The organism is Burkholderia seminalis, assembly GCF_001718535.1.
In the GTDB taxonomy this organism is placed as follows: domain Bacteria; phylum Pseudomonadota; class Gammaproteobacteria; order Burkholderiales; family Burkholderiaceae; genus Burkholderia; species Burkholderia seminalis.
This window is the reverse complement of the sequence record NZ_CP013398.1, coordinates 589,947-604,699: the sequence shown is the minus strand read 5'-3', so window position 1 is coordinate 604,699 and position 14,753 is coordinate 589,947. Positions and strand designations below refer to the sequence as shown.

Sequence of the window (14,753 nt, the reverse complement as noted above, 5' to 3'; positions counted from 1 at the left end):
AACAGGATGCAGCCGCTTGTTGGTTTCGACGCAGCGTGCGCGCGGCCGTCGCACGTGCGGTCTTTCGAATCGTTGCGTCAGTCGTGGTACAGCGCCGCGCGCCCGCCGTCGACGGTGATGCAGGCGGCATTGATGAACGGTGCCTCGTCGGACGCCAGGAACACGGCCGTCATCGCGACCTCCTCCGGCCGGCCGATCCGCTTCATCGGCTGCAGCGCGAGCGTCGCGGCGCGCGCGGCGGACGGATCGGGTTGCGCGTCCCACCAGTCGCGCGTGAGCTGTGTCTCGATGTAGCCCGGCGCGATCGCGTTCACGCGCACGTTGCGCGCCGCGTATTCGATGCCGAGCGCGCGCGTGAGACCGAGCACGCCGTGCTTCGCGACCGGGTACGGAAAGCAGCCCGGGATGATCCTGAATGCATGCGTCGACGCGATGTTCACGATGCTGCCGCGGCCGCGCTCGACCATTCCCTCCAGCGCCGCGCGGCAACCGTGCCACACGCCGTCGAGATCGACCGCGAAGCAGCGGCGCCAGTCGTCGTCGGTCATCGTCAGCGGATCGGCGAACACGTTGATGCCCGCGTTGTTCACGAGCACGTCGAGCGGACCGAACGCCGCTTCGGTCCGCGCGAGCGCATCGCGCACCGCGTCCTGCCGCGCGACGTCGGCCTGCAGCGGCAACACGCGTGCGCCGTCGAATTCGCGCGCGATCGCGGCGGCCGTGTGCTGCGCCTGCGGGAAGTCGAGATCGACGAGCGCGACGGCCGCGCCCTCGCGAACGAACGCGCGGGCGATCGCGGCGCCGATACCCCGGCCCGCGCCCGTCACCATCGCGACCTTGCCCGCGAGGCGGCCCATCATGCCGCTCCGCCGCGCGCGACGCGCAAGCCGGCCTGGAACGCGCGCGCGTTCGCCGCCGTCGTGTCGGCCGACTGGCCGGGCCGGTACAGCGCCGAGCCGAGGCCGAAGCCGTTCGCGCCCGCGTCGAGGAACGGCGCCATGTTGTCGGGCGAAATGCCGCCGACCGGGATCAGCGGCACCGCGCGGTCGATCACCGCGCGCCATGCCTTCACGACCGGCACGCCGAGCTGTTCGGCCGGGAACATCTTCAGCACGTCGGCACCGTGCGTCAGGGCCGCGAACGCCTCGGTCGGCGTCGCGACGCCCGGTGCGCTCGCGAGGCCGCGCTCGCGGGCGCGGCGAATCACCGCCGCGTCGCTGTGCGGCATCACGATCAGCGCGCCGCCCGCGTCCTGCACGCGGTCGACGTACTCGGCACGCAGCACGGTGCCCGCGCCGACGATCGCGTCGTCCGGCAGCGCGCGCCGCAGCGCCGCGATGCTGTCGAACGGATCCGGCGAGTTGAGCGGCACTTCGACGATCCGGAAGCCGGCCTCGTACAGCGCGCGGCCGTGGTCGGCCGCCTCGGCGGGCGTGATGCCGCGCATGATCGCGATCAGCGGACACGCGTCGAACGCGCGCATCAGGGCGGCGTGGGGCGTGTACGGCGCGGGCAAGGTCAGGTCGGACGGCATCGAAGATTCCTCTGCAAGCAGTTCATTGGTCGGCGCAGACGGGCTCGCCGTCCGCGCGCACGAGCCCGGCACGCGACGCGATGCGCCACAGGCCGCGCTCGGTCGCATGCGCGGCAACGCGCGCATGCGCATGGCCGAATACCTCGAGCGCGTCGACGTAGCGCGCGCACAAGCCGTCGTCGCCGATCAGCAAGAGCGGCTGGTCCGCGAGCGCGATGCCGCGCTCCGCGAGCATCGCGTCGAGCGCATTGAGTTCATGACCGATCAGCAGGCCCGACAGGTAGTCGCCCTGCGCATCGGGCGCGAGCCGGTCGGTCAGCCCCAGCGTGCGCGTGCTGAAAATCGTCGCGAGCAGCCCGGTGCGCTGCGCGCCGCGCGCGACCGACACGCCGCGCACGAATGCGTCGCGGTCGGGCGAGGCGCCCGCGCGCATCGTGCGGCCGAGGATCGTGTGATCGCGCAGCACGGCAAACAGCTCGCCCGTCATGAAGGTCTGGAAACGTTCGATCAACCCGTGCTTCACCCACGCCCATTTCGCATGCGTGCCCGGCAAGCCGATCAGTACCCCTGAACGATCGGCGCCAAGCGTGGGATCGCTCGCGAGTGCGCCGACGATCTGCGTTTCTTCGCCGCGCATCACGTCGGGCAGTTCGCCCGTCGCGATCACGCCGGGCACGATCGAGACCGTCGCGCCGCGCGACGTCGTCACCGTGATGAGGCCCGCGACGAGCGCGTCGGCGCCGGCCGGCACCGCGACGTACGGCGCCTCGCGCCAGCCCTGCGCGCTGCCCACCATCCCGGCGGCAAGCACCGGCAGGCCGGGCGTGCGGTCGAGCCAGTCGCCGCACGCTTCCTCGAAGACGGCGTCGAACGCGCGCGCGCCGCCGCCCGGCACATGCATCACGCCCGCCGCGCGGCTGCGCGTGTCGAGCAGCGCGCCGCGCGCGTCGTACAGGTAGGCGCGCAGCGACGTCGTGCCCCAGTCGAGCGCGATCAGCGACGGAAAGGCGGTGCTGGCGTCCGGAGCGGGCCGGGTCGAAGTGGTCATCGTTTGATCCTGCGGGTACCCTGCGGCGGGCTCCAGCCCAGTTCCGCGGAAATGGCTCGCGCTTCGCGCTGCACGAGCGGAATCAGTTCGTCCATCCGGTCGTGCGGCATGTACGGAATGGTGCTGGCGACCGACACGGCCGCGACGATCGCGCCCGACGCGTCGCGGATCGGTGCGGCCACGCAGCGGATCGACGCCTCGTTCTCCTCGAGGTCGAACGTATAGCCGCCGGCCGCGTAGTGGGCCATGCGCTGCAGGAACGCGCTCGTCTCGGGCCGGTTGTCGGGCTTGAAATTGACGCCGGCCAGCGCGCGTCGCGCGGCCTCGAACAGCGAACGCCACAGGTCCGGATCGAGGTCGAGCATCATTGCCTTGCCGATGCCGGTCGACGCGAGCGGCATCCGGTGGCCGACGCGCGAGCGCATCTCGAGGCCGCGCGTGCCGGGAATCTTGTCGATGTACAGCACGTCGTCGCCGTCGCGCACGCCGAGGTGGATCGTGTCGAGCGTCGCTTCCGCGAGCGCTTCGAGATGCGGCCGCGCCACCGCGGTGAGCGGCATCTGCTCGAGCGCGATCGTGCCGAGCTCGATCAGCTTCGGGCCGAGCAGGTAGCCGCCCTGCACCTGGCGCAGGTAGCGCGCCTGCACGAGGCTGCTGACGAGACGGTGCGTCGTGCTGCGCGTCGTCCCGAGCGCCGCGCCGATCGCACGCATGTCGCGCGCGCCGTTCGCGATCGCCTCGAGGATCGCGAGGCCGCGCAGCAGCGTCTGCGTGCCGGCCTGCTGCGCGGCGAGATCGAGCGGCGTGCTGGTCGCGCCGATGCTGTCGGTCAGCGAGACATCGGCCGGCGTCGCGCGCCGGGCGTCGAGGGCAAGGGAATCGGGCATCTTGGTCATGGAACGGGCTTCTTCAACGGAATCGGTGAAGCCGCACGCGCGGCGCCGGAACGAGGTCCCGTGCTGCGGCGTGGCGGCGGTCGATGCACCGAGTAAAGCGCCCGGCGAACTTCATGGAAGGTGTCTCCGTGTGCGACGGGCGCCGCGCGATGCGTGGGTCCGAAGCTGTCGATGTGCTTCGGATTGTAGGAGCGCGCGCACTCGGCTCCAATATTTGAATGCGTTGTCCAGATAATGAGAATCCGGCGGAAACCGGCCGCGGGTGCGAGGCAACGGCCGCGCCATGAACACGGGGGCGGAACCCGCCGTGTCGCGGGTTCCGCCCCCGTTGGTTCACGATCCGCCGCGCTTACTGCTGGCTGCTCGTGCTGCGTGCCTGCATGTAGCGCTGCACGTCGGCGAACGACACGCGGCCGTTGCCGCCCGCATCGATCTGCCGGAAGTGATTCGCGACATAGCCGAGGCCGGCCGCGCGCGCCTGCGACTCGGTGATCGAGCCCGTGTTCTGCGTGTCGGCCGCGCTGAACTGGCTCGCGAGCTTGCGCACCACCTGCGCATGCAGCGCGGCGCCGGTCGTCTGCGTGCCGGCGGTCGCGCGGCGCGCGGCCGGCGGCACGTACGGATCGCCGAGCTGCGCCTGGCGCGCACGCGCCGGTGCGGCGGCATCGCTCGCCTGCGCGAACGCGGATACGGATGCTGCGGCGCCGACCCATGCGAGCGCCGCGGCAACGACGATGAAACGGTTCTTCATATCAGGCTCCAGTCTGGAATGAGGTCGTCGACGGCCGGCGGACGGCGCCATCGCGGGCGCCCGACGCCGGCCCGGCGCTGCATCAGTGCGCGGCCGCGTTGTAGAAGGTCACGAGGTCGGCTTTCTCCTGCGGACGCGACGTATCGTCGAGATAGACCATGTGTCCGCCCTGATAGTCCTTGATCGTCAGGTTCGGCTGCGTCCCGAGCCGCGCGAGGTCGAGCTCGGTCTGGTAGAACGGCGTCGCGATGTCGTGATACCCGTTCAACGACAGCACCTTCAGCTGCGGGTTCAGCGTCAGCGCCGCGGCGAGGTCGGGAATCGTGTCGGGCATCGCGAGCCCGTCGTGCGTCCAGTCCCACGTGTTGATCGCGTTGCTGCTCACCGAGTAGGCCGACTGCGCGGTGTACTTCAGTTCGTTCGGCAGGTAGCGGCCGATCGTGTCGGTGAACGGCTTCGTGATGAACGAGCTCGACGGATCGCCGTCCGCCGCGAGCGGGCTCGACACGGGCACGTTCACGCGCGCGTCGTAGCGGCCGATCAGCGTGCCCGGGACCAGCGACAGCTGGAAGCTGTTGTCGAAGAAGGTCGGGATCACGTTGAAGTCCGCATTCCACAGCGACTGCTTCACGCCGGTCGCATTCACCATCGTCGTCACGAGGTTCGGCGGCGGCGGCGTATGGCTCGCGAGGTACGCGTTCACGGCGGGCGCGTAGCTGCCGGCCGTCAGCAGGCGCATCTGGTCCGCATACTGCGGCAGGTTCGACGGGTTCGGATTGTCGAGCTGATAGTACGCGCCGACGGCCCCGTACGACGGCACGAAGCCCGCGCAACTCACCGGGCTCGACCCGTTGTTCGAGTTGCCGACGTAGTCGCTCGCCATGTCGCAGTTCGTGTTGTAGTTCAGGATCGACGACTGCAGCACGATGCCGTCGAGCTTCACGCCGGCCGTCTCGAGCAGGTTCGCGAGCACGTCGGTGCGCGGCGTGCCGTACGATTCGCCGAACAGGTATTTCGGCGAACCGGTGCGCTGGTTTACGGTCAGGTAGCGCGTGACGAAATCGCGGAAGGCGCCGCCGTCCTGGTCGACGCCCCAGAACGTCTGGTTCGTGTTCGGCGCGATCGCTTCGGAAAAGCCGGTGCCGATCGCATCGACGAACACGAGGTCGGTCGTGTCGAGCAGGCTTTCCTGGTTGTCGACGAACGGGAACGTCGACGTATTCGCGTTCGGGTCGCCCGTCTGGATCCGGCGCGGGCCGAACGAACCGAGGTGCAGCCACACCGATGCCGAGCCCGGGCCGCCGTTGTACAGGAACGTGACGGGCCGCTTCGCCGCGGGCTGGTTGTCGGCCGTGTAGGCGACGTAGAAGAACGAGGCTTCGGGCGCGCCGGTCTGCGGATTGCGCGCGACGAGGTGGCCGGCCGTGGCCGTGTAGCGGATCGTCTTGCCGTTCAGCGTGATCTGGTGATGCGTGACGGCGGCCTTTTCAACCGCGGCGGAAGGGTCGAGCGACGCGTTCGCACTCGACGAATAACTGTTCGGATCGTTGTACGCCCGGTCCGCCTGAGCGGCGGGATCGGCTGAATTGGCGGCGCTCGCAGCGGCGGACGATGTGACGTCGTCGTTGCAGGCCGTCAGGATCAGCGAAGAAAACACTACCCCCAACAACAGCTTCGCTTTGCTCGCTGGCATCGTTGCTTTCCTTCTCGGATGTTTTTTGTGTCGAGCAGCCGGATAAGCCGCCCCCCGCCTCGCTTGCGGCCGATGAGCCGAGGCGCTGGCCAATATACGCGAGCCCGTCAGCTTTGAAAAATTTTGAAATATTTGGCCGGCCGACGGTGCGGCGCACACCTTTCAGGAATGCTTCGAATCACGAAACGTTGCATTTCACGTGGCTTTCATCGGCTTTCGCGTTTACCCGCAGCGACTAAAAAAGGGCGAAATTCGTGCCATGCAGGCAAACAAAAACGCACGGTCGCCCGCATTGCTCAGGAAAGCGAAATAGACGAATTCGTCTAATGGATGTGGCCCGACATGCGCGCGACACGAATGCGCTGCGGCGCAGCAATGGCGCACGGGCGACGGAACGGACAATGCGACGGCGCGCTCGCGCCGCTCACTCCGATTGCGGCAGTTCGGCCGTCCCCATCCGGCGCGCGATGACCGCCGCGCGCTGTGCCTGGTAGGCCGAGCCGCGATGCGCGTCGAACCAGCGCGGCTTCGGCAACATCACCGCGAGACGCGCCGACTGCCATGCACCGAGCCGGCTCGCGGGAACCTTGTAGTAATAGCGTGCGGCCGCCTCGGCGCCGTACACGCCGCGGCCCCATTCGACGGAATTCAGGTAGATCTCGAAGATGCGCTCCTTGTCGAGCACCGCTTCGAGCATCCACGTGATGATGAGCTCCTGCCCCTTGCGGATGTAGCTCTTCTCGCGCGACAGGAACAGGTTGCGCGCGAGTTGCTGCGTGATCGTCGAGCCGCCCGCGACGATCCTGCCGCGCGCCTTGTTCTTCTCCCACGCCTGCAGGATCGCGTCGACGTCGTAGCCGTTGTTGGTCGCGAAGGTCGCGTCCTCGGACGCGATCAGCGCGCGCTTCAGGTTGCGCGAGATCTGGTCGTACGGCACCCACTGGTGCTGGATCTGCGCGGGCGGCGTCGCGCGCGACAGCCACCACGCGTCGGTGCGCATGAACGCGGTCGAGCCCGGGTTCACGAACGACCACAACGCGATCTGCACAAGATAGAACAGCTGCGTCGCGAGCCACGCGAGCGCGAACACCGATCCCGCATAGGCGATCCAGCGAGCGAGGCTCACCGATCGCGTGCGCTGCGTGCTGCTCACCGCCACCACGTGCCGCGCTCCGGTCAGCTCGCCGCGAGCGCCTGGCGCAGCGCGGCCAGCACCGGTGCGCCGTCCGGCCGCACGCCGCGCCAGATGAAGAACGATTCGGCCGCCTGTTCGACGAGCATCCCGAGCCCGTCGGCCGTGCGCGCGCCGAGCGACGCCGCGTGCTGCATGAACACGGTCGGCTGCGCGCCGTACATCATGTCGTATGCGAGCGTGCCCGCGCCGAACGCGGCCGCGTCGCATTCCGGCAACGCGGCGTCGAGGCTGCCGGCCGTCGCATTGATCACCACGTCGTACGGCTCCGCGCGCACGACGTCGGGGCCGCCGCCCGCGAGCGTGCAGCCCGCATCGTGCGCGGCCTGCATGAACTGGCCGACGAGTGCCTCGGCCTTGCTCGCGGTGCGGTTCACGATCGTGATCGACAGCGGCGCGCGGTCGAGCAGCGGCAGCACGACGCCGCGCGCCGCACCGCCCGCGCCGAGCAGCAGGATGCGCGCGCCCGCGAGCGACACGCCGAGATTCGCTTCGATGTCGCGCACGAGGCCGACGCCATCGGTGTTGTCGCCGTGAATACGGCCGTCGGCATCGATGCGCAGCGTGTTCACCGCCCCCGCCGCCGCCGCGCGCGGCGACAGCGAGTCGGCCAGCGCATGCGCCTCGAGCTTGAACGGCACCGTCACGTTCGCGCCGCGGCCGCCTTCGGCGACGAAGGCGCGCACGGCGGCTTCAAAGCCGTCGACCGGCGCAAGCCGGTGCGCATACTCGATCGGCTCGCCCGTCTGCGCGGCGAACTGCGCGTGGATGAACGGCGACTTGCTGTGCGCCACCGGGTTGCCGAACACGACATAGCGGTCGGCACCGCTCGTCGACACCGCCGCGGTCATGATGCGCGCCCTTCTTCGCCGTCGTTGCCGTTCGCGGCTTCGCCGCCCGCCTCCGATGCCGCGCCGTCCGCTTCGGCCAGCGCTTCGGCTTCGGTTTCCGCAGACGCGTCTTCCGCGTCGACCAGCGTGTCGTCGCCGCCTTCGGCGTCATCCTCTTCGTCGGCCGCGTCGCCGCTCGTCACGGTCGGCACGTCGAGCACGTTCAGCAGGCGCACCGACGCCTCGATCGTCAGCTCGTCGAGCGACATCACGTCGAGCAGCACGCGCGTGCCGCGCGCATGCACGCCGAGCCCCGGCACATGCAGCAGCAGCGGAATGTCCTCCAGGCGCACGAGATCACCCTTCACGACGCTCGCGACCACCTGCTTCTTCTGCTCCTGCGCGAGCCAGCGCAAGCACCAGAAGTACTCCATGCGGCGCTGGTAATCGGCATAGGCCGTATAGGTATCGTCGAAACCCTGCACGACCGCGTACAGGTCGGCGTCCTTCGGCTTGAACGGCGCGGCGAGCTTCGCGGTGACGCCATGCTGCACGCACGCGAGCAGCTGCCACTGGTTCACGAGGTCGACGTAGCGGCGCAGCGGCGACGTGCTCCATGCGTACTGGGCCACGCCGAGGCCTTCGTGCGGCGCGGCCGTCGTCTGCATTCGCGTGCGCTTCGGGCCCGGCGCGCCGAAGCCGCGCTGCGAGCGATAGATGCCCGGCACCGTGTGGTCGTGCAGGAACGCGCCCCAGGTCGAGTTCGCGAGGATCGCGAGCTCCGACACGATCAGGTCGAGCGGCGACCCGCGGCGACGCGGCGTGATCGACACGTGCTCGCCTTCGACGTAGAAGTTGTAGTCGGTGTTGCGCTGCACCTCGCGCTTCAGGCCGTAGCCCGCGCGGGCGACCTGGCGCTTCTCGAACAGCGCCTGCGCGAGCGGCCACAGCACGGCGATGTCGTCCTTGTGCGGATAGTCGCCGGTGCCGGCCGCGAGCGTCTCTTCGGTGACGAGCTCGTCGAGCGTGTTGTGGCGCAGGTTGTTCTTCACGAACACGAGCTCGGCGCGCGTCTCGTTCGCGACGATCTCCTGCGTTTCGCGGTTGACGATGATGTACAGCGACAGCGCCGGACGGTAATCGCCCTCCTTCAGCGTGAACACGTCGACGACGTCGTCCGGCAGCATCGTGATCTTGTCGCCCGGCATGTAGACGGTCGACAGGCGCGTGCGCGCGATCGCATCGACCGCGTCGCCGCGCACGATGCCGAGCGCCGGCGCCGCGATGTGCACGCCGATCCGCACGCGGCCGTCGGACAGGTGCTCGACCGAGAACGCATCGTCGATCTCGGTCGTCGTGATGTCGTCGATCGAAAATGCCTCGACGTTCGCGCGCGGCAGATCGTCCGGCAGCGGGCCGACCGCGACGGGCGGAAAGCCCGTGCCGTGCGGGAAGAATTCCGCGAGGAAGCGCGCCTCGTGCAGCGCACGCGGCGACGCGATGCCGCCGCAGTCGAGCATCAGCCGCGCCGGCGACACGCCGCGCGCGCCGGCCGCCGCTTCCATCGCCTTGTATTCGATCGCGTTCTTGTCCGGCCGCGTCAGCAGCCCGAGCACCTTGCCCGCGAACGCGTCCGGCAGCTTGCCGGCCTTCAGTTCCTCTTCGTACTGCGCCTGGACCAGCGCCTGCTGGCGCTTGCGCTCGAGCGACGCGAGCGCCATCTTGAGCTGCTCTTCCGGCGCGCGCTGATACTGGCCGCGCCCCTTGCGGCGGAAGTAGACGGGCGAGCCATGCAGCCGCAGCACCAGCGCCGCGCGCTCGACCGGGCCGTAGGCCGCGCCGAAATACTCGGCGGCCAGCGCCGTATACGCAAACTCGTCGGCCGGCGCGCATTCCCACAGGAAATCCAGGTCGATCTGCTGCGCGGCCGTGTCGGCCTCCTGCATCAGCTCGCTCGCGGCCGGCTTCTCGAATTCGATCAGCACGTCTTTCGCGCGGACCTTCGCGCGCCGCCCGCCGGGCAACTCGACCTGAAATGCATCGCCCTGGCGCGACAGCACGCTGCCCGCCTTGAAACTGCCCGATTCCTCGAAGAAAACGTTCACTCAGTACTCTCGTTCAGACTGCCCGGCGCCGCGTCGGCGGCACCGCATGATGATGGGAATTCGATCGGCACAGGGCCGATTTATGACGTCTTTCCGTCGCAAAATGCGAGAACGTCGTCGACATAGTCGGCAAATTCGCTGATCCCGTGATCGCTGCCTTCGATCACGCGCGTTTTCGCACCCGGGTAATGCGCCAGCATCTCGCGATAGTCGAGCACTTCGTCGCCGGTCGCCGCGAACAGATAGTAGCGTTCGGCGCGCGTGATTGCCGGCACGCGCAGCGCGTCGAGCTCATGCAGGTGACGGCGCTCGACGACGATCGTGCCGCCGCCGTGCCACAGCGGCTGTTCGCCCAGGTGCTGCTCGAGATCGCGTTGCGGCACGATGGCCGGATTCAGCAGCACGGCCTTCCAGCCGTGCTTTTCCGCCAGCCACGTCGCGTAATAGCCGCCGAGCGAGCTGCCGATGACGGTCACGTCGCGCGCGCCCGCCACTTCCGCTTCGGCCACCGCGATCGCCTCGAGCGGCGACACCGACAGCGACGGGCACCGCCACTCGCCGGTACGGCCGAGTTCGGCCATGCGCGCGGCGAGCAGCCGCGATTTCTGCGATTCCGGCGACGACCGGAAGCCGTGCAGATACAGGATCACGTGCGGCTCCCGAGCGCATCGAGCAGCTTCTGGTGCACGCCGCCGAAGCCGCCGTTGCTCATCACGAGCACGTGGTCGCCCGGGCGCGCGGCCTCGACGACGGCCTTCACCAGCAAGTGGAGATCGTCGAACGCGCGTGCCTTGTCGCCCAGCGGCGCCAGCGACTCGCCGAGATTCCAGCCGAGCGCGTCGCGCCCCGTCGGGGCGCCGTAGCCGAACACGAGATCGGCATCGGCGAGGCTGGCCGGCAATTGCGACTTCATCACGCCGAGCTTCATCGTGTTCGAGCGCGGCTCGAGCACGGCGAGGATGCGGGCATTCTGGCGGCCGATGCGCGCACGAAGGCCGGCGATCGTGGTTTCGATCGCGGTCGGATGGTGCGCGAAATCGTCGTAGACGGTCACGCCGTCGATGCTGCCGCGCACTTCCATCCGGCGCTTCACGTTGCGGAACGACGCGAGCGACGCCGCCGCCTGCGCGGGCGGCACGCCGACGTGGCGCGCGGCGGCGATCGCCGCGAGCGCGTTCATCCGGTTGTGGTCGCCCTGCACCTGCCACGCGACTTCGCCGACGCGCTCGGCCTGCGAGTACACCGCGAAGCGCTCGTCGACCGGCACGCCGTCCTCGGCCGGCAGCGCCTGCCAGCCGCCGTCGACGCCGAAGCGCTCGACCTCGCTCCAGCAGCCGCGCGCCAGCACGCGTTCGAGCGCGTCCGAGCGGCCGTTCGTGACGATCCGGCCGACGCCCGGCACGGTGCGCACGAGATGGTGGAATTGCGTCTCGATCGCGGCGAGATCCGGGAAGATGTCGGCGTGATCGAATTCAAGGTTGTTCAGCACCGCGGTGCGCGGCCGGTAGTGGACGAACTTCGAACGCTTGTCGAAGAACGCCGTGTCGTACTCGTCGGCCTCGATCACGAAGAAGCTCGAGTCGGTGAGCCGTGCCGACACGCCGAAATTCAGCGGCACGCCGCCGATCAGGAAACCGGGGTTCAGGCCTGCGTCCTCCAGCAGCCACGCGAGCATCGACGACGTGGTCGTCTTGCCGTGCGTGCCCGCGACCGCGAGCACCCACTTGCCGGCGAGCACGTGCTCGCCGAGCCACTGCGGGCCCGACACGTACGGCAGGCCGCGATCGAGGATCGCCTCCATCAGCGGATTACCGCGCGTGACGACGTTGCCGATCACGAACAGGTCCGGTTTCAGGTCGATCTGTTCGGCGCCGTAGCCTTCGATCAGCGTGATGCCCTGTGCCTCGAGCTGGGTGCTCATCGGCGGATAGACGCCCGCGTCGCAACCCGTCACCGTGTGGCCCGCTTCGCGCGCGAGTACGGCGAGACCGCCCATGAAGGTGCCGCAGATGCCAAGAATATGGATGTGCATAGAGATGAATGCTTTCGCGCCGCCGGGCGCCGTCGATTCGGAAAGGATGCATGTGCGGCGCGCCGGACGGACCGCGCGACCGGCGCCGACCCACGACTTTTGCCGCGACACAAAGATGGCTATTGTAACTGACGGCCTGCGCTGCCCGGCGGCCCGAACGATGCGGGCGAACCCCGGCCGGGCGTCGGGCGGCGGCCCGCCGTACCCGTGCTCGGGCCCGTCGGCGATCGAGTATGATTGCCGGATCATGTCTCGCAAATCCCTTCTCGACCCGCGGCGCGTCCGCGAGGAAATCGCCCAATCCGCCGCCCGCCTGATCGCGGAGGACGGCCTGGACTATGCCGGCGCGAAGCGCAAGGCCGCGCGCCAGTTGCTGGGCGATTCGCGCGTTGCCGGCGAATGGCTGCCGGATAACGACCAGATCGAGGAAGAACTGCGCGAATACCTCGCGCTGTTCCAGAGCGATACCCAGCCGGACGAACTGCGCCGCCTGCGCGAGATCGCGCTCGACTGGATGCGCCGGCTCGCCGAGTTCCATCCCTATGTGACGGGCGCCGTGCTGAACGGCACCGCGAACGCCCATTCGGATATCCATTTGCAGGCATTCACCGACAACCCGAAGGACGTCGCCATCTACCTGCTGAACCAGAACGTCCAGTACGACGTCTCCGAGACGCGGCACTTCGCGGGCCGCGCCGACGTCGAGACGCTCAGTTTCCTGTGGCGCCCGCGGCGCGACATGGACGCGATCGGCATCCATCTCGCGCTCTATGCGAGCGACGACCTGCGCGGCGCGGTCAAGGCCGACGCGCGCGGCCGCGTCGCCCGCGCCGATGCCGCCGCGCTGCGCGCGCTCGTCGAGGCAGGCAAGACCCCTTCCGAACCGGAATGATTCAACGATGATGATGAAACGCATGTTGGCGCTCGCGGTGGTCGCGGCCGCCGCCGTCGCCGGCGGACTGACCGCCGGCCATTGGTTCCGCGGCAGTGCCGACGACGGCGTCGCCGTCGCCGCGCCCGCCGCGCACGGCAACCCGGTCGACCAGCTGTGGGCGTCGTCGCTAACGGGCACCGACGGCAAGCCGGCCTCGCTGGCCGCTTTCAAGGGCCAGAAGGTCGTCGTCAATTTCTGGGCATCGTGGTGCGGCCCCTGCGTCGAGGAAATGCCCGAGCTCGTCGCACTGTCGCACCAGTACAAGCAGAAAGGCATCCGTTTCATCGGGATCGGCGTCGATTCCGAGCAGAACGTGAAGAACTTCCTGCAGAAGGTGAAGGTCGACTATCCGGTCTTCGTCAGCGGTTACGCAGGCGCCGATCTGGCCCGTAATTTTGGAAATACCGCCGGCGCGCTGCCGTTTACGGTCGTGATCGACGAAACCGGCAAGATTCGCGAGACAAAATTGGGACAAATCCAGCCGGCCGAGCTGAAAAAGACGCTCGACGCGCTGTAACCGGCCCGAACGGCGGCCCGCACGTTGGCGGCGATTTGCCTGTCGATCGCCGCAATTTCGCGTGAATTCGCCGATACTTTGCCTCCATGCCGGTAATTCTTGCAGGTCCGTCGCGCCCGGCCGTTCGGCAAAACTAGACAAATTTCTCTAAATAGCGCTAAAGTTCGCGCAATTCCGCAGAAATAGAAGCGACCATGACACGATTGCTGGTGCTGCACGGCCCCAACCTGAACCTTCTCGGCACCCGGGAACCGGAGGTGTACGGCCGCGTCACGCTCGCTCAGATCGATCAGGCGCTTGCCGCGCGCGCCCGGGAAGCCGGCGCCGAGTTGTCGTCGTTCCAGAGTAACCATGAAGGTGCGCTGGTCGACCGCATCCAGGCCGCGCGGGAGGAACAGACCGATTTCATCCTGATCAATCCGGCCGCGTACACGCACACGAGCGTTGCGATCCGGGACGCGCTCGCCGGCGTTGGCATCCCGTTCGTCGAGGTTCACTTGTCGAACGTGCATCGCCGCGAAGCGTTCAGGCACCACTCCTACTTTTCCGACCAGGCCGAAGGCGTGATCTGCGGGCTCGGCTGGAAAGGTTATCTGTACGCGCTCGAGTACGCGCTGGACAAGCTGCAAGGCACGTCGCGCGGCTGATTTCGCGATCTAGATTCAGCGCCGGCCCCTAACCGGCGCTTTCACGTATTGAAAGGGGAATTCCCGATGGATCTTCGTAAGCTGAAAACTCTGATCGACCTCGTTTCCGAATCCGGCATCTCCGAGCTGGAAGTGACGGAAGGCGAAGGCAAGGTGCGCATCGTCAAGAACGCACCGCCGGTCTACGTGCAGCCGACGGCTGGGTATGCCCCGCAAGTCAGCGCGCCCGCTCCGTCGGCCGCGCTGCCGACCGAAGGCGCTGCCGCGCCGGCCGCGGGCGCCCCCGCCGCACCGGCCGCACCGCAAGGCCACGTCGTGACGTCGCCGATGGTCGGCACGTTCTATCGCGCGCCGTCGCCGGGCGCGGACCCGTTCGTCCAGGTCGGCGACACGGTCAAGGAAGGCCAGACCATCTGCATCATCGAAGCGATGAAGCTGCTCAACGAGATCGAGTCGGACAAGGCCGGCGTGATCAAGGAAATCCTCGTCGAGAACGGCCAGGCCGTCGAATACGGCCAGCCGCTTTTCGTGATCGGCTAAGCCCGCCGCGCGGCCGTCCCGGCCGCGCGCCGCC

15 protein-coding genes are annotated in these 14,753 nt (G+C 68.5%); 4 read left to right on the top strand and 11 right to left on the bottom strand.

The features are described from left to right. Positions 1–77: 77 nt before the first annotated feature. From WJ12_RS02720 to mpl, 11 genes are all read right to left on the bottom strand, one after another. Positions 78–857 (bottom strand): SDR family oxidoreductase, encoded by a 780-nt coding sequence (locus WJ12_RS02720; protein ID WP_069245730.1) that lies wholly within the window; start codon positions 855–857, stop codon positions 78–80. Next, complete coding sequence (locus WJ12_RS02715; protein ID WP_034186399.1) at positions 857–1,534, bottom strand: 2-dehydro-3-deoxy-6-phosphogalactonate aldolase; 678 nt, start codon at positions 1,532–1,534, stop codon at positions 857–859. Before WJ12_RS02715 ends, WJ12_RS02720 begins: the two co-directional genes overlap by 1 nt. 22 nt (positions 1,535–1,556) lie before the next feature. Continuing rightward, positions 1,557–2,582 carry a 2-dehydro-3-deoxygalactonokinase gene (locus WJ12_RS02710; protein ID WP_034186398.1) on the bottom strand — a complete coding sequence of 342 codons (1,026 nt, stop codon included), beginning with the start codon at positions 2,580–2,582 and terminating at the stop codon, positions 1,557–1,559. After that, complete coding sequence (locus WJ12_RS02705; RefSeq protein ID WP_034186397.1) at positions 2,579–3,478, bottom strand: IclR family transcriptional regulator; 900 nt, start codon at positions 3,476–3,478, stop codon at positions 2,579–2,581. Before WJ12_RS02705 ends, WJ12_RS02710 begins: the two co-directional genes overlap by 4 nt. Before the next feature lie 349 nt (positions 3,479–3,827). Next, positions 3,828–4,229 carry an EF-hand domain-containing protein gene (locus tag WJ12_RS02700; protein ID WP_034186396.1) on the bottom strand — a complete coding sequence of 134 codons (402 nt, stop codon included), beginning with the start codon at positions 4,227–4,229 and terminating at the stop codon, positions 3,828–3,830. 82 nt (positions 4,230–4,311) lie between these two features. Continuing rightward, positions 4,312–5,922, bottom strand: a complete 1,611-nt coding sequence (locus tag WJ12_RS02695; protein WP_059558049.1) for a S10 family peptidase — start codon at positions 5,920–5,922, stop codon at positions 4,312–4,314. Between the two features lie 424 nt (positions 5,923–6,346). Then, positions 6,347–7,084, bottom strand: coding sequence for a monofunctional biosynthetic peptidoglycan transglycosylase (mtgA, locus tag WJ12_RS02690; protein ID WP_059558051.1), 738 nt, complete (start codon positions 7,082–7,084; stop codon positions 6,347–6,349). A gap of 14 nt (positions 7,085–7,098) precedes the next feature. Then, the gene (gene aroE / locus WJ12_RS02685) at positions 7,099–7,965 is read right to left on the bottom strand and encodes a shikimate dehydrogenase (RefSeq protein ID WP_034186393.1); all 867 of its coding nucleotides are present in this window, start codon (positions 7,963–7,965) and stop codon (positions 7,099–7,101) included. After that, complete coding sequence (locus WJ12_RS02680) at positions 7,962–10,049, bottom strand: ribonuclease catalytic domain-containing protein (RefSeq protein ID WP_059558052.1); 2,088 nt, start codon at positions 10,047–10,049, stop codon at positions 7,962–7,964. Before WJ12_RS02680 ends, aroE begins: the two co-directional genes overlap by 4 nt. An 80-nt stretch (positions 10,050–10,129) precedes the next feature. Further along, positions 10,130–10,699 carry a YqiA/YcfP family alpha/beta fold hydrolase gene (locus WJ12_RS02675; protein WP_034186391.1) on the bottom strand — a complete coding sequence of 190 codons (570 nt, stop codon included), beginning with the start codon at positions 10,697–10,699 and terminating at the stop codon, positions 10,130–10,132. Continuing rightward, positions 10,696–12,081 carry a UDP-N-acetylmuramate:L-alanyl-gamma-D-glutamyl-meso-diaminopimelate ligase gene (mpl, locus tag WJ12_RS02670; protein ID WP_034186390.1) on the bottom strand — a complete coding sequence of 462 codons (1,386 nt, stop codon included), beginning with the start codon at positions 12,079–12,081 and terminating at the stop codon, positions 10,696–10,698. Before mpl ends, WJ12_RS02675 begins: the two co-directional genes overlap by 4 nt. Positions 12,082–12,328: 247 nt before the next feature. Between mpl and WJ12_RS02665 the strand changes: the two genes are divergently transcribed. The 4 genes from WJ12_RS02665 to accB all read left to right on the top strand — a co-directional run bounded on the left by WJ12_RS02665 (position 12,329) and on the right by accB (position 14,719). Beyond that, positions 12,329–12,973 carry a hypothetical protein gene (locus WJ12_RS02665; RefSeq protein ID WP_034186444.1) on the top strand — a complete coding sequence of 215 codons (645 nt, stop codon included), beginning with the start codon at positions 12,329–12,331 and terminating at the stop codon, positions 12,971–12,973. Between the two features lie 7 nt (positions 12,974–12,980). Then, complete coding sequence (locus WJ12_RS02660; protein WP_059558054.1) at positions 12,981–13,532, top strand: TlpA family protein disulfide reductase; 552 nt, start codon at positions 12,981–12,983, stop codon at positions 13,530–13,532. A gap of 194 nt (positions 13,533–13,726) precedes the next feature. Next, positions 13,727–14,179 carry a type II 3-dehydroquinate dehydratase gene (gene aroQ, locus WJ12_RS02655; RefSeq protein WP_059558055.1) on the top strand — a complete coding sequence of 151 codons (453 nt, stop codon included), beginning with the start codon at positions 13,727–13,729 and terminating at the stop codon, positions 14,177–14,179. A gap of 66 nt (positions 14,180–14,245) precedes the next feature. Beyond that, positions 14,246–14,719, top strand: coding sequence for an acetyl-CoA carboxylase biotin carboxyl carrier protein (gene accB / locus WJ12_RS02650; protein ID WP_034186388.1), 474 nt, complete (start codon positions 14,246–14,248; stop codon positions 14,717–14,719). Positions 14,720–14,753 lie beyond the last annotated feature (34 nt).